The sequence below is a fragment of the Sphingomonas sp. M1A8_2b genome (assembly GCF_053345535.1).
On record NZ_JBKFAH010000001.1, the window covers coordinates 448003 to 470334 of the forward strand.

The 22332-nt window shown below is 66.9% G+C and carries 21 protein-coding genes; 10 read left to right on the forward strand and 11 right to left on the reverse strand.

Annotation, left to right across the window (positions count from 1 at the left end; all coding sequences use genetic code 11):
- Positions 1–97: 97 nt before the first annotated feature.
- From ACLBWL_RS02255 to ACLBWL_RS02265, 3 genes are all read left to right on the forward strand, one after another.
- Positions 98–919: a flagellin N-terminal helical domain-containing protein gene (locus ACLBWL_RS02255; RefSeq protein WP_056054167.1), complete on the forward strand. Its 822-nt coding sequence runs from the start codon at positions 98–100 to the stop codon at positions 917–919.
- A gap of 200 nt (positions 920–1119) precedes the next feature.
- Positions 1120–1788 (forward strand): GNAT family N-acetyltransferase, encoded by a 669-nt coding sequence (locus ACLBWL_RS02260; RefSeq protein WP_447789860.1) that lies wholly within the window; start codon positions 1120–1122, stop codon positions 1786–1788.
- 91 nt (positions 1789–1879) lie between these two features.
- Positions 1880–5212 (forward strand): hybrid sensor histidine kinase/response regulator, encoded by a 3333-nt coding sequence (locus ACLBWL_RS02265; RefSeq protein WP_447789862.1) that lies wholly within the window; start codon positions 1880–1882, stop codon positions 5210–5212.
- Positions 5213–5360: 148 nt separating this feature from the next.
- Here ACLBWL_RS02265 and ACLBWL_RS02270 read toward each other — a convergent pair whose 3' ends face one another.
- Both ACLBWL_RS02270 and acs read right to left on the reverse strand, forming a co-directional pair.
- Positions 5361–5984: a response regulator transcription factor gene (locus ACLBWL_RS02270; protein ID WP_447789864.1), complete on the reverse strand. Its 624-nt coding sequence runs from the start codon at positions 5982–5984 to the stop codon at positions 5361–5363.
- Positions 5981–7936, reverse strand: coding sequence for an acetate--CoA ligase (gene acs, locus ACLBWL_RS02275; protein WP_447789866.1), 1956 nt, complete (start codon positions 7934–7936; stop codon positions 5981–5983). Before acs ends, ACLBWL_RS02270 begins: the two co-directional genes overlap by 4 nt.
- 154 nt (positions 7937–8090) lie before the next feature.
- On the opposite strand from acs, the gene ACLBWL_RS02280 reads away from it, so the two are divergent.
- Together ACLBWL_RS02280 and ACLBWL_RS02285 are read left to right on the forward strand one after the other, a co-directional pair.
- Entirely contained in the window at positions 8091–9524 is a 1434-nt protein-coding gene (locus ACLBWL_RS02280; RefSeq protein WP_447789868.1) for a DcaP family trimeric outer membrane transporter, read from the forward strand.
- Between the two features lie 50 nt (positions 9525–9574).
- Complete coding sequence (locus tag ACLBWL_RS02285; RefSeq protein WP_447789870.1) at positions 9575–11242, forward strand: MFS transporter; 1668 nt, start codon at positions 9575–9577, stop codon at positions 11240–11242.
- Positions 11243–11288: 46 nt separating this feature from the next.
- On the opposite strand, the gene ACLBWL_RS02290 is transcribed toward ACLBWL_RS02285, so the two are convergent.
- From ACLBWL_RS02290 to ACLBWL_RS02330, 9 genes are all read right to left on the reverse strand, one after another.
- Positions 11289–11816 carry an AAA family ATPase gene (locus tag ACLBWL_RS02290; RefSeq protein WP_447789872.1) on the reverse strand — a complete coding sequence of 176 codons (528 nt, stop codon included), beginning with the start codon at positions 11814–11816 and terminating at the stop codon, positions 11289–11291.
- Between the two features lie 39 nt (positions 11817–11855).
- Positions 11856–12623, reverse strand: a complete 768-nt coding sequence (locus ACLBWL_RS02295; RefSeq protein ID WP_060526215.1) for a FliA/WhiG family RNA polymerase sigma factor — start codon at positions 12621–12623, stop codon at positions 11856–11858.
- Positions 12620–14680, reverse strand: coding sequence for a flagellar biosynthesis protein FlhA (gene flhA / locus ACLBWL_RS02300; RefSeq protein WP_447789874.1), 2061 nt, complete (start codon positions 14678–14680; stop codon positions 12620–12622). Before flhA ends, ACLBWL_RS02295 begins: the two co-directional genes overlap by 4 nt.
- 3 nt (positions 14681–14683) lie before the next feature.
- A complete protein-coding gene (locus ACLBWL_RS02305) occupies positions 14684–15529 on the reverse strand; it encodes a lytic transglycosylase domain-containing protein (protein WP_447789876.1) in 846 nt (281 codons plus the stop codon).
- 165 nt (positions 15530–15694) lie between these two features.
- Positions 15695–16012 (reverse strand): flagellar protein FlgN, encoded by a 318-nt coding sequence (locus ACLBWL_RS02310; RefSeq protein ID WP_447789878.1) that lies wholly within the window; start codon positions 16010–16012, stop codon positions 15695–15697.
- Positions 15999–16316, reverse strand: coding sequence for a flagellar biosynthesis anti-sigma factor FlgM (gene flgM, locus ACLBWL_RS02315; protein ID WP_447789880.1), 318 nt, complete (start codon positions 16314–16316; stop codon positions 15999–16001). The genes ACLBWL_RS02310 and flgM overlap by 14 nt, the downstream gene beginning before the upstream one ends.
- 101 nt (positions 16317–16417) lie before the next feature.
- Complete coding sequence (locus ACLBWL_RS02320) at positions 16418–16912, reverse strand: flagella basal body P-ring formation protein FlgA (RefSeq protein ID WP_447789882.1); 495 nt, start codon at positions 16910–16912, stop codon at positions 16418–16420.
- The gene (locus ACLBWL_RS02325) at positions 16909–17445 is read right to left on the reverse strand and encodes a hypothetical protein (protein WP_447789884.1); all 537 of its coding nucleotides are present in this window, start codon (positions 17443–17445) and stop codon (positions 16909–16911) included. Before ACLBWL_RS02325 ends, ACLBWL_RS02320 begins: the two co-directional genes overlap by 4 nt.
- Positions 17442–18125 (reverse strand): motility protein A, encoded by a 684-nt coding sequence (locus ACLBWL_RS02330; RefSeq protein ID WP_447789886.1) that lies wholly within the window; start codon positions 18123–18125, stop codon positions 17442–17444. The genes ACLBWL_RS02325 and ACLBWL_RS02330 overlap by 4 nt, the downstream gene beginning before the upstream one ends.
- A gap of 732 nt (positions 18126–18857) precedes the next feature.
- On the opposite strand from ACLBWL_RS02330, the gene ACLBWL_RS02335 reads away from it, so the two are divergent.
- The 5 genes from ACLBWL_RS02335 to flgF are packed head-to-tail and all read left to right on the forward strand — an operon-like array spanning position 18858 to position 22329.
- On the forward strand, positions 18858–19136 hold the full coding sequence (locus ACLBWL_RS02335; protein ID WP_060526221.1) for a flagellar basal body rod protein FlgB: 279 nt from the start codon (positions 18858–18860) through the stop codon (positions 19134–19136).
- A gap of 18 nt (positions 19137–19154) precedes the next feature.
- Positions 19155–19550 carry a flagellar basal body rod protein FlgC gene (gene flgC / locus ACLBWL_RS02340; RefSeq protein ID WP_447791953.1) on the forward strand — a complete coding sequence of 132 codons (396 nt, stop codon included), beginning with the start codon at positions 19155–19157 and terminating at the stop codon, positions 19548–19550.
- A gap of 2 nt (positions 19551–19552) precedes the next feature.
- Complete coding sequence (locus ACLBWL_RS02345) at positions 19553–20236, forward strand: flagellar hook assembly protein FlgD (RefSeq protein ID WP_447789888.1); 684 nt, start codon at positions 19553–19555, stop codon at positions 20234–20236.
- A gap of 33 nt (positions 20237–20269) precedes the next feature.
- Positions 20270–21550: a flagellar hook protein FlgE gene (locus tag ACLBWL_RS02350; RefSeq protein WP_447789889.1), complete on the forward strand. Its 1281-nt coding sequence runs from the start codon at positions 20270–20272 to the stop codon at positions 21548–21550.
- A gap of 26 nt (positions 21551–21576) precedes the next feature.
- Positions 21577–22329, forward strand: coding sequence for a flagellar basal-body rod protein FlgF (flgF, locus tag ACLBWL_RS02355; RefSeq protein ID WP_447789891.1), 753 nt, complete (start codon positions 21577–21579; stop codon positions 22327–22329).
- Positions 22330–22332 lie beyond the last annotated feature (3 nt).

The following is a 22332-nucleotide window of genomic DNA, read 5'->3' on the forward strand; positions in this document are numbered from 1 at the left end:
TAAAGCCCGCGCGGACCCGGCCGTTACTCATCTCGACGGCACGGGACTTCGCCATGGGGGCAGCGCGGATCGTCGGAACATTTACGGAGATTTCGCAATGACTGTCATCGGTACCAACATCTCGGCCATGCGCGCCGCAAACGCCTCGAACGCAGCCAGCATGGCGCTGTCGACTTCGATGGAGCGGCTGTCGACCGGCAAGAGCATCAACTCGGCCAAGGACAACGCAGCCGGCATGGCGATCAAGACGTCGATGACGTCGCAGATCAAGGGCATGAACCAGGGCATCCGCAACGCCAACGACGGCATCTCGATGGCGCAGACCGCCGAAGGCGCGCTCGACGAGGTCACCAACAACCTGCAGCGTATGCGTGAACTCGAAGTCCAGAAGGGCAACGGCACGTATTCGGCCAGCGACATCCTGAACATCAAGGCCGAGCAGGACGCGCTGTCGACCCAGATCACCAACGTCCTGACGAACACCAAGTTCAACGGCGTGGCGCTGTTCGACGGTTCGGCCGGTACCGGCGGCACGGTGAAGATCCAGGCCGGTGCGAACTCGACCGACGCGATCGATCTCGCGCTCGGCGGCGACCTCAAGGCTGCGGGCACGGGCCTCGGCACGGTCGTCACCGCAACCGGTTCGGCCGGCACGCTGTCCGACTACGACACGGCGATCTCGAACGTCTCGAACCGTCGTGCGAACCTCGGTGCGGCCCAGAACCAGCTGCAGTCGGCGGTCAACAACCTGACCTCGAACTCGACCAACCTGTCGGACGCCAAGAGCCGGATCGAAGACACCGACTTCTCGTCGGAGACGACCGCCCTCGCCAAGGCACAGATCCTGAGCCAGGCATCGACCGCGATGCTGAGCCAGGCCAACCAGAGCCAGCAGAGCGTCCTGAAGCTGCTTCAGTAATCCGAGCAGAGCATCGGCACCGCCCCCCCCAAAGGGTGCCGGTGCCATTCGGATCCGTTCGCCGACGCGGACGGGCAGAACCCCGGTGGCTTCGGTCGCCGGGGTTTTTGCGTCGTGTGCGCTCAGGTGCGGTGACTACATGATTGTCAGGCGACCGGGCGTCTTCGATACTGGCAGCCCCCGTTCCAGCGCGAGCGACGATGAGCACCACCGGCGTCGATCCCGACCTTCTCTACGCGTGGCTGTCGGGCCGGTCGCTGGCGCGCGGCGTGCCGCAGCCGGTCGCGGATCATGGCGGCTTTCGCGTCGATACCGGGACCGAGGCCGAAATCTGCCGCTGGGTCTTTCCGACGATGGGAACCGGACTAGAGGCGCTGGCCCGCTCGATCAGCGAACCACGCCGCTTCCTGAAGCTGTGTGACGACGCCGACGCGCTGCGCTCGGTCCTGCCCGGTGGCTGGCAAATCGAGGACCGCAATGTCTTCATGCAGGGCAGCGGTGCGCGATTCGAGACCGTCCGGGTTCCGGGCTACGCGACCCAAGTCGGCCGCATCGGTGCGGTGGTCGAAGTGCGGATATGCGCCGAGGATGGCACACTGGCGGCGAGCGGTTATGCGGGCGAAACACCCGGCGCCTTCGTCTACGACAGGATCGTCACGTCGCCGGCGCATCGTCGGAAGGGACTTGGTCGCGCGGTCATGGCGGCGCTGCAGGGCGAACGGCAATATTCGCGCTCACCCGAATTGCTGGTCGCGACCGACGCGGGGCGCGGGCTGTACGAACAATTGGGATGGCGGGCGATATCGTCCTATTCGACGGCCATGATACCGCCAGCATACTATCGCCGACCGGGTGCGACGCCTGCCTGACCGCGTCGCATTGCAAGCGCGGGGCGAACGCGTACGCTGAACCGTACACAGTTTCGATCAGACCGGGAGCCGGGCCATCAGCGGGCCACATGTGATCTTTGCCATCATCGCCTATTGCGCGGTGTTGTTCGGCATCGCCTGGGTGGTCGATCGGCGAGGCTTGTCGCCGCGGCTCGGGCGGATCGCCTATCCGCTGTCGCTCGCGGTCTATTGCAGCAGCTGGACGTTCTTCGGCGGCGTCGGCACCGCGGCGACGCGCGGCTGGGATTATCTGGCGATCTATCTCGGTCCTGCGCTCGTGTTCCTGCTGGCGCCGACGTTCCTGACGCGATTGGTGAAGCTCGCCCGCGACGAAGGATCGAGTTCGATCGCAGACTTCATTTCGGCGCGGTACGGGCGCAGTCGCGGTACCGCGGCGATCGTCGCCGGCACCGCGCTGCTGGCGTCGATCCCCTATATTGCGCTCCAGCTGCGATCGGTGACGCTGAGTTTCGGCGCGATTGCGGGGTATGAGAATTCGTCGCTGGTCGGGCCGTTCGTCGCGCTGCTGCTCGCGGGGTTCGCCATTCTGTTCGGCACCAGGCGGTTCGAGGTCGCGCGACGCAATCCCGGCGTGGTCGCCGCGATCGCTGCGGAATCGCTGATCAAGCTGCTGTGTTTCGTGGTGCTGAGCGGCTTCACGATCTACCTGCTGACGACCGTGGAGACGTCGGCACTGGCGCCGTCGCTCGAAAAGCTCGCCGACGGGTTTACCTGGCACGCGCTGACCTCGGACTTCTGGGTCCGGACCTTGCTGTCGGCGCTGGCGATCGTGTGCCTGCCGCGACAATTCTACGTCGGCGTGGTCGAGGCGGATGGCCCCGACGCGGTCGCGCACGCACGCTGGCCGTTCATCGCCTATCTGGCCGTGATCTCGCTGCTGGTCCTGCCGTTGGCGCTGGCGGGCATGACGATCCTGCCGACCTCGGCGCTGCCCGATCTGTACGTCCTGAGCGTGCCTCTGAGCCAGGGGCATCAGCTCGTCGCGCTGCTCGCCTTTCTCGGCGGGTTTTCCGCGGCGACCGCGATGGTGGTGGTCGAGACGATCGCGCTGTCGACGATGGCGACCAACGACCTGCTCGCGCCTGCGCTGTTGCGGCGACCGGCGGACGGGCGCGAGGGCGATCTCGGTCGTCGGTTGTTGCTGGTGCGGCGGATCATCATCGTCGCGATCATCGCCGCCGCGTTGGTGTACGGGCGAAACGTGGACCAGGACCTGTCGCTCGCGTCGATCGGCCTGATCGCCTTTGCCGGCGTCGCGCAATTCGCGCCCGCGCTGATCGCGACGGTAGGCTGGGGGTTCGCCGACCATGACGCGGCGCGACGCGGACTGCTCGGCGGTGTCGTCGTCTGGCTCTATTGCCTGTTGTTGCCGTCGTTCGCCGATGGCGTCGGGCCGGCGATGGCGCATGCGACCTATGGCTGGCTCGATCCCGACGCGTTGCTCGGCTGGCGGATCGGATCGCCGCTGGTCAACGGCACGGTGTCGAGCCTCGCGGTGAACATCGCGCTGATGGCGGGGCCGTATGCGATGAAACGCTATCGCGGGCATCGTGCGCTCGATCACGTCGCGACGATCGGCGAGTTGCAGATGCTGGTCGCGCGGTTCGTCGGCGATGCCGAGTCCCCCGAGGCGCTGGAGGGGGCGTGGCGCAGTCCGGACGCGCCGATCGACGGCCCCGCAGCGCGCTCTGCCGAGCGCTTGATCGCGGGCGTGATCGGTGCATCGTCGGCGCGGAAAATCGTCGCGTCGAGCATCGCGGGGTCGGCGATGGATGTCAGCGACGTGGTCGGCCTGCTCGACCAGCGCGGCCGATCGCTGCGCTTCTCGCGTACCTTGTTGTCCGCGACGCTGGAGACGATAGACCCGGGCGTCAGCGTGATCGACGCCAATTTGCGGCTGGTCGCGTGGAATCCGCGCTATGTCGAGATGTTCGACTATCCGGAGGGATATGTCGTCGTCGGCCGGTCGATCGCCGACCTGATCCGCTACAATGCCGAGCGCGACGGCCGTGGCACCGGCGATATCGACGCGCATGTCGCGCGCCGCATGGGGCATTTGTCGCGCGGCACGCCGCATAGTTTCGAGCGGCAACGGCCGTCGGGTCGGTGGATCAAGGCGGTCGGGCGACCGATGCCGGGCGGCGGGTACGTCCAGAGCTTCACCGACATCACCGCGGAGAAGGAGGCGCAGGCCGATCTCGAGGCGCGGGTCGCGGCGCGGACCCAGGATCTGGCGCAATCGAACGCGATGCTCGACGAGGCGCGCGCGGTGGCGGAGACCGCGACCCGCGACAAGACGCGGTTCCTGGCGGCGGCGAGCCATGACCTGTTGCAGCCGCTGCACGCCGCACGGCTGTTCTGCGCGGCGCTCGACGAGGGCCTCGATGACGATAGGGCGCCGCATCAGGCCGAGCTGGTGCGCGCGATCGATGGCGCGATCGGCTCGGCGGACACGTTGCTGCGCGCGCTGCTCGACGTGTCGCGGCTCGATGCGGGGGGCGTGGTGCCGAAGGTCGAGCGGTTTGCGCTAGGCGCGCTGATCGAGGAGCTGGTCGTGCAGTTCCGGCCGTTGGCGGCCGAACGCGGGCTGGTGCTGGCGGCGCATGCCGGATCGTTCAGCGTGGCGACGGATCGCTCGTTGCTGCGCTCGATATTGCAGAATTTCCTGTCGAATGCGGTGCGCTATTCGGCGGATGGGCGGATCTGGATCGGCGCGCGGCGGCGGAGCGGCGACGTGTCGATCGAGGTGCGCGATGCGGGGCCGGGGATCGCCGAGGCGGACCGCGAGCGGATCTTCGAGGAGTTCGAGCGGCTCGAAAGCAAGGGGAGTGCGGGCGGCGGCGTCGGGCTAGGGCTGGCGATCGTCCGGCGGACCGCGCGGCTGCTCGGCGCGCCGGTCGAGTTGCGCTCGGCACCCGGGCGGGGGACGACGTTTGCGGTGCGCGTGCCGCTCGCGCCTGCCGGGCTGGATGTTGTGTTGCCTACGCCTCTGGCCAGCCGTGCGCTGGTGCCGGGGTTGCGGGTGCTGTGTCTCGATAATGATGCGACGATCCTGGCGGCGCTCGATGCGGCGTTGCGCGCGCGGCGGTGCGTGCCGTTGCTGGCGGCGACGATCGCCGAGGCGATGGAGCTGGCGGCGGACGAGGAGCCGGACGTGGCGCTGGTCGACTTCCATCTGGACGAGGTCGAGGATGGGCTGGACGTCGTCGCGCGGTTGCGGGCGATCGTGCCGGCGCCGGCGATTGCGCTGGTGACCGCGGATCGCGCGGTCGTGGAGGATCCGCGGTGTGGGGGGCTTGTCGTACTGACGAAGCCGGTGGTGCCAGCGGATTTGTGGCGGTTTATCGAGGATGCGTCTGCGGCCGCGGCGCGGGGCAATTGAGCCTCCTCGGTTCTCCCCCTCTTGGGTTAGGTGGAACACGGACACACCCCGTCATCCTGACGAAAGTCAGGACCCAGGATACCACCCACGTCGTTCGTGGCTCTGGGTCCTGACTTTCGTCAGGATGACGTTGGCAGCTGATGCGAGACTAGTCGGCGAAGTGGATGTCCATTGCCCGCGCCGCGAGGACGGCTTGCGTGCGGTTCTGGACGCCTAGCTTGCGCAGGATCGCGGTCATGTGACCCTTCACCGTGCCTTCGGAGATGCCGAGGTCGAACGCGACCTGCTTGTTGAGGCGGCCGGCCAGGACACCGAGCAGGACTTTCAGTTCGGTTGGGGTGAGGCTCGCGACACGCGTCGCCATGTCATCGACGGAGGCGCCTTCGATCGGTGCGTCGCGTTCGCCGGCGAGGGCTCGGCTTACGGTGGTTTCGAGGGTAGTCAGGTCGGCGGTCTTGGAGACGAAGCCGATCGCACCATACGCCCTCGCGCGGGGTGCCGCCTCAGCCTCGTCAGCCGAGGAGATCACCATGATCGGCGTGTCGGGGCGTTCGGCGTGGAGCAGTGCCACGCCCGCAAAACCTTCCGAGCCCGGCATGCGCAGGTCAAGCAGGATCAGGTCGAGCCGTTCCGCCCCCCGCACCGCGTCGACCGCCTCGCAGAGCTGCCCGGCCTCGATCACCACCGCATCGGGCGCGGCGCGGCTGACCGCCAGTTTGAGCGCCTGGCGGAACAGCGGGTGATCGTCGGCGATGAGGATCGTGCGCGTCATGCCGGTACGGGGATAGCCTCCTCGCGGCCGGCGATCAGCGCGTCGACCACCGCGGGATCGGCAAGCGTCGAGGTGTCGCCGAGCTGGTCGAGCTGGTTCTCCGCGATCTTGCGCAGGATGCGGCGCATGATCTTCCCCGAGCGCGTCTTGGGCAGGGCCGGCGCGAACTGGAGGATGTCGGGGGTTGCGATCGGCCCGATCTCGCGGCGGACCCACTGGACCAGTTCCTTGCGCAGCTCCTCGCTCGGCTCGGCGTTCGCGTTCAAGGTGACGTAGGCGTAGATGCCCTGGCCCTTCACGTCGTGCGGCATGCCGACGACCGCGGCTTCGGCGACCTTCGAATGCGCGACCAGCGCGCTCTCGACTTCGGCGGTGCCCATGCGGTGGCCGCTGACGTTGATGACGTCGTCGACGCGGCCGGTGATCCAGTAATAGCCGTCTTCGTCGCGGCGGCAGCCGTCGCCGGTGAAATACTTGCCGGGATAGGTCGAGAAATACGTCTGGAAGAAGCGCTCGTGATCGTTCCACACGGTGCGCATCTGGCCGGGCCAGCTATCGGCGATGACGAGGTTGCCCTCTACCGCGCCGTCGAGCACCTTGCCGTCCGCATCGACCAGTTCGGGCAGCACGCCGAACAGCGGCTTGGTCGCGCTCCCGGGCTTGAGCGCAGTGGCCCCGGGCAGTGGCGAGATCATGTGGCCCCCCGTTTCGGTCTGCCACCAGGTATCGACGATCGGGCAGCGGCCGTCGCCGACGACATTGTGATACCAGTTCCACGCTTCCGGATTGATCGGTTCGCCGACCGAGCCGAGCAGGCGCAGCGACTTGCGGCTGGTGCGCGTCACCCAGTCGTCACCCTCGCGCATCAGCGACCGGAGTGCTGTCGGTGCGGTGTAGAGGATGTTGACCTGATATTTGTCGACGATCTGCCAGAAGCGGCTGTGATCGGGATAGTTGGGCACGCCCTCGAACATCACCGTCGTCGCACCGTTCGCGAGTGCGCCGTACAGCGAATAGGTGTGACCGGTGACCCAGCCGACGTCGGCGGCGCACCAGAAGATCTCGCCCGGGCGGTAGTTGAAGACGTATTCATGCGTCATCGACGCCCAGACCAGATAGCCGCCGGTCGAGTGGAGCACGCCCTTGGGCTGGCCGGTCGAGCCGCTGGTGTAGAGGATGAACAGCGGGGCCTCGGCGTTCATCGGCTCGGGTGCGCAGTCGGTCGACTGGCCCTCGACGCAGTCCGCATACCAGCAGTCGCGGCCCTCGGTCATCGTGACCTTGCCGCCGGTGCGACGGACGACGATGACGGTCTCGACGCCAAGATCGCCGTGGTCGAGCGCGGCGTCGACGTTCGCCTTCAAGGGTACCGTCTTGCCGCCGCGCAAACCCTCGTCGGCGGTGATGACGATGCGGCTGTCGCAGTCGTGGATGCGGTTGCACAGGCTTTCGGGCGAGAAGCCGCCGAACACCACCGAATGGATCGCGCCGATCCGCGCGCAGGCGAGCATCGCGAACGCCGCCTCGGGAATCATCGGCAGATAGATGGTGACGCGATCGCCCTTCCTGACGCCCTTGGCCTTCAGCGCGTTGCCGAGCTTCGACACCTCGTCGCGCAGTTCGGCATAGCTGATCTTGCGGTCGTCGGCGGGGTCGTCGCCTTCCCACAGGATCGCGGTCGCGTCGGGGCGGGCGTCGGCGTGGCGATCGACGCAGTTCGCGGCGACGTTGAGCTGGCCGTCCTCGAACCAGCGGATGTGGAAGTCGCTCTCGTCGAACGACGTGTCCTTGATCTTGGTCGGCGGCACGATCCAGTCGAGGCGCTTGGCCTCCTTCGCCCAGAACGCGTCGGGATCGGTCGCCGCCTCGGCATACATCCGGTCATAGGCGGCGGCGTCGATCAGGGCGTCCTTCGCCCATTCCGCGGGGACGGGATAGCTGGCCTCGGTCATCTGGCTCTCCTTTTGCCGCGCTGTACGCGGTCGCTTGCGGGCGATCATCCCTAACCAAAGTAAGGGATGGACGGGGGGACGCAATGCGCCATGATCGCGAGGCTCATCCCACGCGTAAGACCAGTGGGAGGGCGCGGAGACGGGGATGACACCGATGGCATTCAAGACGAGGCTAGCCTTGACGGCATTGCTGGCGGGCACTGCGCTGGTACCGGGTATGGCGCAGGCGCAGACCGCGCGCGAAATCGAGCTCGAGACACGGTTGAAGGCGCTCGAAGCCGCGGTGCAGGATCTGCGCGGCGAGCTGAACGCGGCCCGGGCGACGGCCGCGGCGCCGATCGCCCCGACTACCATGAGCGCGACTTCCACGAGCACGACCCCCATGAGCGTGGCATCCGAGTCGCCAGGCCGATCGTCCGGCGCGACCAACGTGGCCCAGGCCAAGCCTGTCGCGACGAATTCGGCACCGACCGACGGTTTTCGCGTCGGCAACACGACGGTCAAGCTGGGCGGCTTCGTTCGCCTCAACGTCATTGCCAGCCGCTACAGCGATGGCGAGGCCGCGGTCGGGGGGCTGGGCAAGGAGTTCTTCCTGCCGCAGCAGATTCCGGTCGGCGGCGGGTTCTCGACACAGGATCTGTTGCTCTCCGCGCGCCAGACCCGCCTGCAGTTCAGCACGTCGACCCCGATGAACGGCACCGACATCAAGACGCTGGTGGAGTTCGATTTCGCGCTCGCGACGGCGCCGGTCGGCGCGCAGCGTGCGACCAATCCCTACACGCCCACCTTCCGTCGCGGCTTCATCGAATATGGCAATTTGCTGGTCGGGCAGGAATGGTCGACCTTCCAGAACATCGCGGTGCTGCCGGAGACGACGGATTTCGTCGGGCCGCTGGATGGTACCGTGTTCAACCGCCAGGCCCAGGTCCGCTACACCATCCCGTTGCGCTCCGGGCTGACGTTGCAGATCGCGGCCGAGAACCCCGAAACGGAAACGGCATTGCCGGCCAACGCGGCGCTGGTCGACACGGATGACGACCGCCTGCCCGACGTGGTGGCACGGGTGAACTGGAAGCCGAAATTCGGCGATTTCGCGCTCGCCGGCCTCGCGCGCGAGTTGCGCACCGATACGCTGGGCAGCGGCGATACCGCCTTCGGCTGGGGCGTTTCCGGGTCCGGCAAGATTCCGATCGGCAAGCGTCACGACCTTCGCTTCATGGCGACTTACGGGCAGGGCATCGGCCGGTACCTGGGACTGGGATACGTCCCCGACGCGATCTACGGCGGTGCCGCGACCCAGCTCGAGCGGATCGACAATTTCGCGGGCTTCGCGGCGCTGCGGATCGGCTGGACCGATGCGATCCACTCGACGCTCATGGGCAGCTACCAGTCGGCCAATTATCCGGCGGGCGTGATCGTCACGGGGCTGGCCAACGCCAAGTCCTATGGCGGCGCAGGCAACCTGTTCTGGTCGCCGGGCAAGGGCTTCGACATCGGCGTGGAGTACCGCCACGCCGTCCGCGAACTCGTCTCGGGCGACACCGGCGCGCTCGACCGCCTCGAATTCGCATTCAAATACGGGTTCTGACTGCTCAACGCTGCAGAATCCCCATCCAACCCATCTGAGAGGATACCGCCATGGCGACGACAACAGGGGATGCTTCGCCCCTCGGGCATGTGAAGCAGAGCCAGCCGCTGATCATCATCGCATCCTCGCTGGGCGCGGTGTTCGAATGGTATGATTTCTACCTGTACGGTCTGCTCGCGACGATCATCACCGCGCAGTTCTTCTCGGGCGTCAACGAAACCACCGGGTTCATTTTCGCACTCGCGGCGTTCGCGGCGGGTTTCGCCGTGCGGCCGTTCGGCGCGCTGGTGTTCGGGCGGATCGGCGATGTCGTCGGGCGCAAGAACACGTTCCTCGTCACGATGGCGATCATGGGCCTGTCGACCTTCCTGGTCGGCCTGCTCCCGAGCTACGCCTCGGTCGGCGTCGCCGCGCCGATCGCGCTGGTGGTTTTGCGCCTGTTGCAGGGCCTCGCGCTCGGCGGCGAATATGGCGGTGCTGCGACCTATGTCGCGGAGCACGCGCCCGACAAGAAGCGTGGGCTGTTCACCAGCTTCATCCAGACCACCGCCTCGCTCGGGCTGTTCGCGGCGCTGTTGATCGTCATCGGCGTGCGTACGCTTGTCGGTGAAGAGGCGTTTGCGGCATGGGGCTGGCGTATCCCGTTCATCGTCTCGATCGCGCTGCTGGCCGTTTCACTCTGGATCCGCATGCAGCTCGAAGAGAGCCCGGTGTTCCAGAAGATGAAGGACGAGGGCAAGACCTCGAAGGCGCCGCTGACCGAGGCGTTCGGGCAGTGGAGCAATTTGAAGGTCGTGCTGATCGCACTGTTCGGTGCGGTCGTCGGGCAGGGCGTCGTGTTCTACACCAGCCAGTTCTACGCGTTGTTCTTCCTCGAGAAGAATTTGCGCGTCGACGGCCCGACCACCAACATCCTGATCGCGATCGCGCTGTTGATCGCAACGCCGGCGTTCATCTTCTTCGGCTGGCTGTCGGACAAGATCGGGCGGAAGTACATCATCCTGACCGGCTGCGCACTCGCGGCACTGACGTACATGCCGCTGTTCCATGCACTGTCGAAGGCCGCCAACCCGGCGCTCTATGCCGCGCAGGCCAATTCGCCGGTAACCGTCGTCGCCAATCCCGACGAGTGTTCGGTGCAGTTCGATCCGGTCGGCAAGAACAAGTTCGACAGCAGCTCGTGCGACATCGCCAAGGCGTATCTGGCGAAGGCCGGCATCTCCTACGCGAACGTGATCGCACCCGCTGGCACCGTCGCGCAGATCCATATCGGCGGCGCGACCATCCCGGTCGTCAATCCGGCAGTCGTATCGGGGCCCGAGAAGGCCGCCGCGATCAAGGCGTTCGGTGCCGAGGTGAAGACCGCACTGACTGCGGTCGGCTACCCCGAAAAGGCGGACCCGGCACAGATCAACAAGCCGATGGTCGTCGCGATCCTCGTCCTGCTCGTGCTGTACGTGACGATGGTCTACGGCCCGATCGCCGCGTTGCTGGTCGAGCTGTTCCCGACGCGGATCCGCTACACCTCGATGTCGCTGCCCTATCATATCGGCAATGGCTGGTTCGGCGGGTTCCTCCCCACCGCGGCGTTCGCGATGGTCGCGGCGACTGGGGATATCTACTACGGGCTGTGGTACCCGATCCTCGCCTGCGCGGTGACGGCGCTGGTGGGTCTCGTGTTCCTCCCCGAGACGTTCCGCCGGTCGCTCCATAGCTGACCGAAAATGATCCGGACCCCGCAGGATACGGGGTCCGGATCGGCTTTCAGCGGCGCAAATCGTTCGACCGGTAGAAGGCCGCAAGCGCGCCGGTCGACTTGAGCGCCACTTTCGGCAGGCGTATCTCCTCGAACATCCGAGCATAGCGGGCGCGGTTGGCTCGGGTGGCGGTGGTGATGTGGTGGATCATCGCCCATTTCACGGTGTCGCGACCGCCTTCGAGCGCGCCGCGGCGATCATGATCGAACCAGCAGCGTTTCAGATAGCGGTAGAGGCTGACCGCAGTGGGAACGTCGAGCAGGATGACCCCGGTGGCGCGCTCCAGCCGATACGGGAGAAGCCGCGAATAATTGCCGTCGATCACCCAGCGTGCGCCCAGGATAGCAGCATCGTGCAACACTGCGAATTCGTCTGCGGGCCGCGGGATCCAGTCGGTATGCGGCAGATGGTGAAGCTGGTCGAGGTGGATCGCGGTAAGCCCCCGCGCTTTCGATATGGCGTCCGCCAGCGTGGACTTGCCGCTGTTGGACGGCCCGATGATGCAGATGCGCGGTCCGAGTTCGTCCAACGTCATCCGCGCCGATTACTCTTTCGCGCGCTGCAGCAACAGGGTTCAGGCGATCTGGCGGGCGAGCGCCTTTTTCAGTTTCGCATGCGCGGACGCCTTGATCTGGCAGACGCGCGCGGAGCCGACGCCGAAGACTTCGCCGATCTCCTCGAGGTTGAGTTCCTCGACATAATAGAGCTGGATCACTTGTGCCTCGCGTTCGGGCAGCGCGGTGATCGCCTTGATCAGGGCCTCGCGCATGTCGCTGTCCGCGAGTTGCTCGAACGCATCCGGCGTGTCGTCGGCGAACCAGGGGAGGTCGTCCGCATACATCTCGTCGATCGAGTCGAAGCGGATCGAGTCGGCGGTGACGTAGTCGGTGCGGAGTTTTTCGATCGTCACGCCGATATGCTCTGCGATCATGTCTTCTCCTGGGGCTTTCCCCGTACGGGCGGTGAGCGTCGAGATCGCCTCTGCGTACTGGCGGCGGCGACGCATCGCGCCGCGCGTCGACGTCGCCTGGCGGCGGAGCTCGTCGATCATGCTGCCGCGCAGGCGGGTGATCAGGTAGGTCTTGAACGGCATGCCGCGTTCGTCGAAATTCGCCGCGGCCTCGACCAGCGCGACCAGGCCGACCTGGATCAAATCCTCGACCTCGACGCTGCTGCTCATGCTGCCATGCACGTGCCACGCGATCCGGCGGACGAGCGGCAGATGCTGTTTGACGAGCTGGTCCGCGTCGCCGCCGGGGCGTTGGTGCGGGCGGTAGGTGAGCGGCTGGCCTGTATAGGGCTGCGCATCGGCGAACGCGCCGCGCATCGGGAGGGCGCTCATGCTGCGAGCGCCTGTTGCGAGGCACCGATGACTGCGACGACTTCGACCGCCTTCTCCTCGGGCACTTCGAAGAACGACATGACCGGCGTGTCGGGCAGGCACGTCCGCACCAGCTTGCGGATCGCGATGCGGATGGCCGGCTGGACGACCAGCGCGAACGGTTTCGCCTCGGCGATCAGCGGTTCGGCTGCGCGTTGCAGCGCCTCGACGATGCGGCGGCCGAGATCGGGTTCGATGACGTGGCGGCGCGATTGATCGGCGCGCATCGCCTGGCCGAGCAGACCTTCCAATTGACCCTCCAACGTCATGACGCGCAGCGGTTCGCGCACGCCGCACAGTTTCTGGATGATGAGCGCGCCGAGCTCGGGGCGGATCGTCTCGATGATCTCCTCGGCGTCCTGCGTGCGCTGCGCCGCGACCGCGATCGCGCCGGCGATGCGACGGAATTCCTTGAGCGGGACGTTCTCCGCGAGCAGGCCTTTCAGGACCTGCGTCAGCGTCGTGATCGGCAGCGGTGCGAGGGCTGCGACCAGCTGCGCGGCGCGCTCCTTCAAGCCATCAAGCAGCGCCTGCACTTCGTCCTGGCCGAGCAGCTCGGACGCGTTCTGGCCTAGCAGGTGGTTGAGATGCGTCGCCATCACGGTGCCGGGATCGACCACGAGATAACCCGCGCCGGTCGCCGCATCGGCGTCGCTCGCGTCGACCCAGGTCGCGTCGAGCCCGAACGTGGGGTCCTTGACCTTCTTGCCGAACAGGTCGCCGAACGCCTGGCCCGTGTCGAGCGCGAGCATCTCGTCGGGCGACACGGTGTCCTCGCCGACGACGACGCCGTTGACGAGGATGCGGTAGACGTACGGGGCCAAGTTGATGTCGTCGCGGACGCGGACCTGCGGCACGACGAAGCCGAGTTCCTTCGACAGCTGACGGCGAACGCCGGTGATGCGCCCCATCAGCGGCGACCCGCGCCGCTCGTCGGCGAGCGGCACGAGGCCGTAGCCGATGTCGAGATTGACCTGCATCCCGTCAGTGACTTCCTCCCAGCCGATCTTCGACTGGTCGATCGTCTCGACGGGGACGACCACGACGGGGGCAGGGCGACGCTCGATCTGGCGGAGCTTCCACGCGGCGAACCCGGCGATCGCGGCTGCCGGCAGGATCACCATGTGCGGCATGCCGGGCAGGATGCCGAGCAGCGCGAGGATGACGGCGACGGGCGTCCAGGTGCGTGGGCTACCGAACTGGCCGCCGATCTGGCCGGCGAGATCCTTGTCCGAGGTGACGCGCGTGACGATCGAGGCGGCGGCGATCGACAGCATCAGGCTCGGCAGCTGCGCGACGAGCGCGTCGCCGATCGCGAGCAGGATGTAATTGTGCGCGGCGTCGGCGATCGTCATGCCGTGGCTGACGGGGCCGAGGATCAGGCCGCCGATGATGTTGGCGGCGAGGATCAGCATGGCGGCGACCGCATCGCCCTTCACGAACTTCGACGAGCCGTCCATCGAGCCGTAGAAATCGGCCTCGGTCGAGACTTCGACGCGGCGCGCTTTCGCCTCGTCAGGGGTGATCAGGCCGGCGTTCAAGTCGGCGTCGATCGCCATCTGCTTGCCGGGCAGCGCGTCGAGCGTGAAACGCGCGCTGACTTCGGACACGCGGCCGGCGCCCTTGGTCACGACGATCATGTTGATGATCATCAGGATCGCGAACACGAAGATGCCGACGACGTAATCGCCGCCGATCAGGAACGTCCCGAACGCCTCGATGACGTGGCCCGCGGCGCTTTCGCCCTCGTGGCCGTGGACCAGCACGATGCGCGTGGAGGCGACGTTTAGGCCGAGACGGAAGAGGGTCGCGAACAGGAGGACGGTCGGGAAGGCGGAGAAATCAAGCGGCTTCTGTGCGTTCAAGGCGACCATCAGCACGGCCAGGCTGATCGCGATGTTCGCCACGAAGAAGATGTCGAGCATGAACGCCGGGATCGGCACGACCATGACGAGCACGAGCAGCAGGATCGCGAGCGGCAGGACGGACGCGCGGGCGTTGGAGAGAAGGCGGTTCATCGCTTAGCCGCCGAGCCGTGCGAGCATCATGTAGGCGAGGCGCGCGGTGTCGGGCGTCGGGCGCAGGACGTTTACCGCGGCCTGCGTCGTCTTGCCGGTGAACCTGCCCATCGCGGTGGTCGCCCAGGCGAGCGCGTCGTCGGCGCTTTCGTTGGTCCCGGTGACGACGGTGCTGCCGTCCATGTCGAGCGCCTGCGAAGCGAAGTTGGCAGATGAAGCGGTCGCGCTTGCACCGGCGGCGGCACCGCCGAGCTTGTCGGCGAAGCGGTTATAGATCGCCGACAGCGTGCGCGGCTGGTTGTTCGAATCGTAGAAGACGTTGTGGTTCGCGCGTGCCGCGGCGGGGAAGAGTGCGGCGCCGCTCGCCTGCGGGTTGGCCTGCATGGTTTTCAGGAACTTGGTCGCGCCGCCGAGACCCATGAAATGCGCCATGTAGAGATCGGTGCCCGACGCCGGACGGTTGAGCGTGCCTTCGAGCGAGGCCTTGTTGTCCGAGGCGTATTCGGCGGCCATCAGCGAGGCGGCATTGGGATCGTTGCGCAGCGCGAGGATCGCCGCCTTGGTGCCGGCATCGCCGACCGAGAGGCGGCCGCTCGACGACTGGCCGATGCTGTTCGCGGCCCAGGCCATGCCGTGCTCGGCGCCGTGCTTCTTGACGACGGAGAGCCAGCTCTGTTCGATGAACTGGTAGAGGCCCGAGGCGCTCGACGTGCCGGCCTTGGCATTGGCGTTGAGCCCGCTCTCGAGCTTCGCCTGGCCCAGCAGATAGTCGAAATCCACGCCCGTCTTGCTGCTCGCAAGCGCGATCGCGGACTGGATCCGGCCGGTAGTGATAGGATTGACGGTCATGCCCGTGTGCGGTGCCCCTGGTTCAGGGGATACTCAGCAAGGGGCGTGCCAGTTTCTCTTTCTTCGTCACCCCGGACTGGTTCCGGGGTCCACGGTGCCACGCTCTCTCAGGGTATGGGGTATGCGGACCGGTGGATGCCGGAACAAGCCCGGCATGACGGGAGGTTACGCGTACGCCGCCCTAAGTCCCGGCCGATAGCCGGCAACGGCACCGTCGCCGGTCAGGGTTTGCAGGCGGCGGCGGACATTTGCCGCCATCAAATTGGTGTAGATCCGGCACGTCTCGTTGAGACGGTTGGCCTCGTCGGCCAGCTCGCGGATCTCGGGGCCTGCCGGCCCGGTGCCGAGCGTTGCGATCTGTTCGATCCCGGCGAGCTTGTCGGCGGTCGCGCGCTCCAGGCTGGCGACGTCGTTCGACTTCAGCGCCGAGATCTCGGCATGCAGCGCATCGATCACGCGGATCAGGGCATCACGCCTTGTCATTGGAATTCCAGGCCAGGCTGAGCGCCATCAGCCGATCGGCAATGGTCGCGGGAAGGATCGGGAAATTGCCGGCGGCGATCGCCTTCTTGATCTCGGCGACGCGCGTCGCGTTGACTGGTGGCGACGACGCCATCGTCTTGGCGAGTGCGATCGAGTCCGATACGACCGGGTTCTGCGCCTGTGCCGCAGCTTGCGGCGAGGGCTGGACCGGGGTCTGAACGGCCATCGTCGGCGTCGCGGCGGCGACGCGCGCGACGGAACGATCCCCTGCTACTGACGGCGTCGTGCCGATCGAGTCCACCATGTCCGCATCCTTTGGTTTGCGCTGACATCAGGAGAAACGGCCGGCTGCTCGAAAGCTTTAGCGAAATAAATATGTGCGAAATTTACTATTCGATCACTTTTTCAGTTCGACCAGCCGGGTAGAGTCGCGCGGCCGGCTTCCACGGCGATCGCCTGAACCGGCGTGCGGGTGTCGTCGACCTTGACCATGAACCGGCCGCCGGGGGCTGCATCGCCCATCGCGACGCCCTCGCGGCTGATCGAAAATCCCTCCGTGCCGGCCTCTATCACGATCGGATCGCCGCGCTTGATGACCGGCGGGACCTTGGCGATGGGGACGAACGACGCGGCGACGGCGGCGGGCGCACTCGCCGGCCGGATCACCGGCACGAAGATCCGCCACGCCGGCCCGGCGCACGAGACGACGACCGCGTCATGCTGTTCGGAACGCCATGACAGCGACACCGTCGGGCAGGCCGCAAGCCGCAGCCGTGCGTCGACCGGCGTGCGCGCGCCACCCTCCGCGCCGGTCGGGCGGCCAGTGAATGCCGCGACCGAGGCGTCTAGCGTGGTGGTGTCCTGGAAGCTCGCGGCGACCAGCAGGAGGGGAAGAATCATGGCATGGTCCTCATGGGAGCGGTCTTCTGCGGCTCGCCGACGAAGGCGAGCGAGACGATGGCGGCGCGGCGGCCGGGTTTGGTCGTGGTGACGATCGTCACGCGCGACGGCGCGACCGCCGAGAGCGCGGCGGCGACGGTGCGCGCGCGGTCGGCGGCGAGGATCGCCGCGCTGCGGGTGGCGGGGTCGACATCTCCTGCGGTGCCGTCGGTCGAGCCGGTGACGGTCAACATCATGCGCGGATCGCGCCCTGCCTCGCGCGCCCAGGCGACAAGCGCACCGGGGCTGGTCGGCATGATCGCCGAGCCGGGCGCGAAATCGAGCATGCCGGCAGCGGCGACCGGCATCGGCGTCGGTTCGGCAACGCTCGCGCCGAACCCCTTGCGGATGCCCTTGGCGAGTTCGCGTGCACCAAGATGCTGGGTCGCCTGGACGAGCACGAGGAAGCCGACGAGCAGGAGCGCGAGATCGGCGAGCGTCATCAGCCAGAGCGGTTTGCCGGGTGGCGTCTCGGGATAGTCGCTCGTGGTCATGCCGCCGAGACCGCCGGGACCAAGGTCGGCAGCGGGCTCGGTGCGACATAGCCGCGTGGCGTTTCGCGCTCGGCGAGCGCTACCAGCGGCGCCTCGATCCGCGCGCGTTCGAACGCTTCGGTGCGGCCCTGCGCGCGGAGTCGGTTGGCGATCGGCATGAACACCAGGTTGGCGAGCAGCGCACCATAGAGCGTCGCGAGCAGCGCGACCGCCATCGCGCCGCCGATCGCGTCGGGGTTGTTCATCGTCGCGAACATCTGCGCGAGGCCGATCAGCGTGCCGACCATGCCCATCGCCGGCGCGGCCTCGGCAGCGCCGGCCCAGACGTCAGCGGCGGCGACGTGGCGCTCGATCCGCGCGCGACGACGATGCTGGACGAGCGTCGCGACTGCAGTGGCCGTGCCGCCGTCGACGATCGCGGCGATGCCGGCGGCGACGTCGGGATCGGTGATGACCGAGCGATCGAGCGCCATCACGCCGTGGCGCTTGGCGATCCGCGACAGCGCAGTGATCTGCTGGAGCAGCGGCTCTGCATCGAACCGGCCGCGACCGAGGATGGTCACCGCTGCGAGCGCGCGGCCGAGGTCGCGCGCCGGCGTGCGAAGGACGACGGCGAGCGCGGTGCCGCCGCCGACGATGGCGAGCGCGACGGGATCGAACAGGAGGTCAGGGGTGATCATACGCGCGATCTATGCAAGGTGCGGGCCAGTTTGGGGGCGAGGGTGTAGTGGCTGCGCTCGTTGCGAAGGGATGAGCTGGACGAGGTCGTTGCGAGCTGCGGTGCCTGCCAAGCGGGCCACCCACCCCCGGCCCCTCCCTTCACGAGGGAGGGGGGAAGAAGGCCATTCAGCACCCCGACTACCACCCCGGCGAAGGCCGGGGCCCAATTGGGGGACGTCGCTCAGTGAGGGCGCGCTTCGTTACTGCGACCTCTCCAATTGGGCCCCGGCCTTCGCCGGGGTGGTGGACATGGCCAAGCGGCGCACTCCGCTCCTTGTTCTCCCGCGACGGCGGGAGTTTGGGTCCCCGCCGTCGCGGGAGCACATGGGGTTGAGCGAGACGTTCGCTGAAGCCTTCTCCCCTTCCTCGTGAAGGGAGGGGCTCGTGGTGGGTGGGCTGCGTGGCTGGCTGCCGTGCCGCCGGACGTTCTCTAACCCCTTCATAAGCTAGGTGAGCCGCGAACCGGCAACCGGGTTGCCGCCCGCCACTGCCGCACCGGCAAACGGTTGCCGGATGGCTTGCCGCCCGCCTGCCGTCGACCGGCAAACCGGCATCCTCCACCCCCACCGCCAAAACTGGCACGACCATTGCTTATGTCCCGTTGCGCAATTGGTGCGCCAGGAGACGGGTCTGTGTCAGGCGACACGCTTTTCGGAGTTCACGGGGCGGCACTCGAGGTGCGCTCGCAGCGCATGGGCGTGCTGGCGTCGAACATCGCCAACGCGTCGACGCCGGGCTTCAAGGCGCGCGACATCGATTTCAACGCGGCGCTTGCGTCGGTCGAGAACGACGGAAGCACCAGTGCCGCGACCAAATACCGCGTCGCGACGCAGACCTCGCTCGATGGCAACACCGTCGAGCTGAGCCACGAGCAGACCGCGTTCGCCGAGAATGCCGTCCAGTACCAGACGACGCTGTCGTTCCTGAACGGGCGGATCAGCACGATCACTCGCGCGCTGAAGGGGGAATAAGACGTGTCCAACCAGCCCATGACGATCTTCCAGGTGGCCGGCCGCGCGATGTCCGCGCAGCTCGTCCGCATGAACACCACCGCGTCCAATCTCGCCAACGCCGGCGGCACGACCGGATCGGCCGAGACCGCGTACAAGTCGATGCGGCCGGTGTTCCGCACCAGCTTCGATGCGGCGAGCGGCATGTCGACGGTCGACGTCGAGCGTGTCGTCACCGCCGGCGAGGCGCCGACCAAACGCTACGATCCCGACAATCCGATGGCCGACAAGGATGGCAACATCTTCGAGGCGTCGGTCGATGAAACCCGCGAGATGGTCGACATGATGGAAACCGCGCGCAGCTACCAGAACAACGTCGAAGTGATGAACACGGCAAAGTCGCTCATCATCGATACCCTCAAGCTAGGCCGCTGATCATGGCAACCTCCTTCGATACCACGCTGAACAGCCTCGGCATCGCGCGCACCTCGACGGCCGCCACCAAGGCGACGACCGCATCGGGCTCGTCGAACCTCGACCAGTCCGACTTTCTGAAGCTGATGACCGCGCAGATGCAGAACCAGGACCCGTTCAACCCGGTCGACAACACCCAGATGGTCGCGCAGATGGCGCAGATCTCGACCACCTCGGGCATCTCCGAGATGAATTCGACGATGAAGGCGATCGCCGACAAGCTCGGCGTCACCAGCACCAGCGAAGCGATGGGTTATGTCGGCAAGACCGTGCTGACCGCCGGCACGACCGCATACGGCCGGACCGGTGGCGGGATCGCAGGGTCGGTCGAGCTGGCCGCCGCGGCTTCGGGCGTCAACGTGACGATCAGCGATGCGAGCGGCGTCGCGCTCAAGACGATGGCGCTGGGGCCGCAGGCCAAGGGCACGGTCGGCTATGACTGGGACGGCAAGGATTCGTCCGGCGCCGATGCCGGCAATGGCCCCTTCACGATCAGCGTCGCGGCGCAGAGCGGCGGCGCTGCGGTCGGCGCGACCAGCCTGGTCTGGGCGCCCGTCCAGTCGGTCTCGACCACCACCGGTTCCGCCATCCTCACTCTCCCCGGCATCGGCGAAGTGCCGGCCAGCGCCGTCCGCCAGATCGGCTGACCCGCACCCCCCTAATTTCAAGGAGTTCACCGCATGTCTTTCTATACCTCGCTCTCCGGTCTCCAGGCTTCGCAGGCCGAAATGGCGACGATCTCGCACAACCTCGCCAACGTCTCGACCAACGGCTTCAAGAAGAGCCGCACCGATTTCGCCGACGTGATCGCCTCCAGCGTGTCGGTCGCCCCGTCGCAGCAGGTCGGTTCGGGCGTCATGGTCAAGGGTAACCGCCAGCAGTTCGGGCAGGGCAACCTGCTCCAGTCGGCGAGCGCGCTCGATCTCGCCGTCTCGGGCGACGGCTTCTTCGCGGTCAAGCCCGATCCGAGCTCGGCGACGGTCAACTATACGCGCAACGGCTCGTTCCTGGTCGACGCCAACAACAACGTGACCGATGCGAACGGCAACTTCCTCCAGGTCTATCCGGTCGACGGGTCGGGCAACGTGATCCAGGCCAGCATGAACACGCTGCAGAACCTGACGCTGCCCGCGACGAGTGGCACGCTGAAGGCGACTCAGGACGTGTCGCTGGGCGTCAACCTGAACGCCAATACCGCAAAGCCCGCCACCGCGACCTTCAACCGGCTCGACGTGTCGTCGTACAACCAGGCGACGACGACCTCGGTGTACGACTCGCAGGGCAATCCGATGGCGATGACGAGCTATTACGTCCGCGATACGGCCCCGGTCGCAACCAGCCCGGGTGCCGCCGCCGACCTGTCGTCGACATGGTCGGTCTACAGCTTCGTCGGCGATCAGCCGATGGCCGTCGGGACTGCCGACAGCGTGAAATTGCAGTTCGGCAGCACCGGGCAGCTGACCGCCCCGACCACGAAGACCACGTTCGACGCGTTCACGCCGGCCAGCGGGTCCGCGCAGGCGATCAGCCTCGACCTGACCGCGAGCACGCAGACGGCGGCGTCGTTCAAGGTCGCATCGCAGTCGCAGGACGGCCTCGCGGTCGGCCAGCTGCAGGGCGTGACCGTCGACGATGCCGGGATCGTCAAGGCGAGCTTCTCGAACGGCGACGTCAAGGCGCTGGGCCAGGTGGCGCTCGTCAACTTCTCGAACCCGTCGGGTCTGCGCCAGCTCGGCGACAGCGGCTGGGCGTCGACCGGCGTCTCGGGCAGCCCGATCGCGGGCTCGGCGGGGCAGCGCGGCCTTGGCAACCTGACCTCGGGGATGATCGAGCGGTCGAACGTCGACATCACCGAGGAACTGGTCAATTTGATCGCGGCACAGCGCAATTTCCAGGCGAATTCGAAGGCTCTGGATACCGCCAGCCAGATTTCGCAGACCATCTTCAACATCCGCAGCTGACCGAAAAAGCGCGCAGGGGACCCTGAATGGACAAGCTGGTCTACACCGCGGCGTCGGGCCTGCGTGCGCACATGGCGGCGCAGGCGGCGATCGCCAACAACATGGCGAACGCGTCGACGACCGGATTTCGCGCCGATCGCGTGGTGTTCGACCGGATGAACCTGAAAGGCGACGGCACCACGCTGGAAGCGCGCGCGCCGGCCTCGGAAGAGATCACCGACGCGGATCGGTCGCCGGGCGCGATCCAGCTGACCGGGCGTCCGCTCGACGTCGCGATCACCGGCACCACCGCGTGGCTGGCGGTGCAGGCGTCGGACGGCTCCGAGGCATACACGCGGCGGGGGGACCTGGAGGTCGCGCCATCGGGTGTGCTCCAGACCGGCGACGGGCATCCGGTGATCGGCTCGGGGGGGCCGATCACGCTGCCGCCCTATCAGTCGCTGTCGATTGCGGGCGACGGGACGATCTCGATCGTGCCGCAGGGTGGCGACGCGAAGAACCCGCAGGTGATCGACAAGCTCAAGCTCGCCGACACCAAGGGGTCGGAGACGGTCAAGGGTCTCGACAACCTGTTGCGCGTCAAGGGCGGGGGGACGCTGCCCGAGGATCTCGATGCGAAGGTGCAGGGCGGCGCGATCGAAGGATCGAACGTCAACATGACGCAGGCGCTGGTCGACATGATCGAGAACCAGCGCAGTTACGAAGTCCAGGCCAACATGTTGAAGAACGCCAAGGACATGGATGAAAGCGGTGCATCCGTGATGCGCCTGCCGAGCTAGAAG

Coding starts and splice junctions, on each gene's coding strand:
- flgC (WP_447791953.1), top strand. CDS start 19,155: ATGACGATCTTCCAGGTGGCCGGCCGCGCGATGTCCGCGCAGCTCGTC.
- ACLBWL_RS02280 (WP_447789868.1), top strand. CDS start 8,091: ATGGCATTCAAGACGAGGCTAGCCTTGACGGCATTGCTGGCGGGCACT.
- ACLBWL_RS02285 (WP_447789870.1), top strand. CDS start 9,575: ATGGCGACGACAACAGGGGATGCTTCGCCCCTCGGGCATGTGAAGCAG.
- ACLBWL_RS02320 (WP_447789882.1), bottom strand. CDS start 16,912: ATGATTCTTCCCCTCCTGCTGGTCGCCGCGAGCTTCCAGGACACCACC.
- ACLBWL_RS02335 (WP_060526221.1), top strand. CDS start 18,858: ATGGGCGTGCTGGCGTCGAACATCGCCAACGCGTCGACGCCGGGCTTC.
- ACLBWL_RS02350 (WP_447789889.1), top strand. CDS start 20,270: ATGTCTTTCTATACCTCGCTCTCCGGTCTCCAGGCTTCGCAGGCCGAA.
- ACLBWL_RS02270 (WP_447789864.1), bottom strand. CDS start 5,984: ATGACGCGCACGATCCTCATCGCCGACGATCACCCGCTGTTCCGCCAG.
- flgM (WP_447789880.1), bottom strand. CDS start 16,316: ATGGTGGACTCGATCGGCACGACGCCGTCAGTAGCAGGGGATCGTTCC.
- flhA (WP_447789874.1), bottom strand. CDS start 14,680: ATGAACCGCCTTCTCTCCAACGCCCGCGCGTCCGTCCTGCCGCTCGCG.
- acs (WP_447789866.1), bottom strand. CDS start 7,936: ATGACCGAGGCCAGCTATCCCGTCCCCGCGGAATGGGCGAAGGACGCC.
- ACLBWL_RS02295 (WP_060526215.1), bottom strand. CDS start 12,623: ATGAGCGCCCTCCCGATGCGCGGCGCGTTCGCCGATGCGCAGCCCTAT.
- ACLBWL_RS02310 (WP_447789878.1), bottom strand. CDS start 16,012: ATGACAAGGCGTGATGCCCTGATCCGCGTGATCGATGCGCTGCATGCC.
- ACLBWL_RS02305 (WP_447789876.1), bottom strand. CDS start 15,529: ATGACCGTCAATCCTATCACTACCGGCCGGATCCAGTCCGCGATCGCG.
- flgF (WP_447789891.1), top strand. CDS start 21,577: ATGGACAAGCTGGTCTACACCGCGGCGTCGGGCCTGCGTGCGCACATG.
- ACLBWL_RS02260 (WP_447789860.1), top strand. CDS start 1,120: ATGAGCACCACCGGCGTCGATCCCGACCTTCTCTACGCGTGGCTGTCG.
- ACLBWL_RS02255 (WP_056054167.1), top strand. CDS start 98: ATGACTGTCATCGGTACCAACATCTCGGCCATGCGCGCCGCAAACGCC.
- ACLBWL_RS02290 (WP_447789872.1), bottom strand. CDS start 11,816: ATGACGTTGGACGAACTCGGACCGCGCATCTGCATCATCGGGCCGTCC.
- ACLBWL_RS02330 (WP_447789886.1), bottom strand. CDS start 18,125: ATGATCACCCCTGACCTCCTGTTCGATCCCGTCGCGCTCGCCATCGTC.
- ACLBWL_RS02345 (WP_447789888.1), top strand. CDS start 19,553: ATGGCAACCTCCTTCGATACCACGCTGAACAGCCTCGGCATCGCGCGC.
- ACLBWL_RS02325 (WP_447789884.1), bottom strand. CDS start 17,445: ATGACCACGAGCGACTATCCCGAGACGCCACCCGGCAAACCGCTCTGG.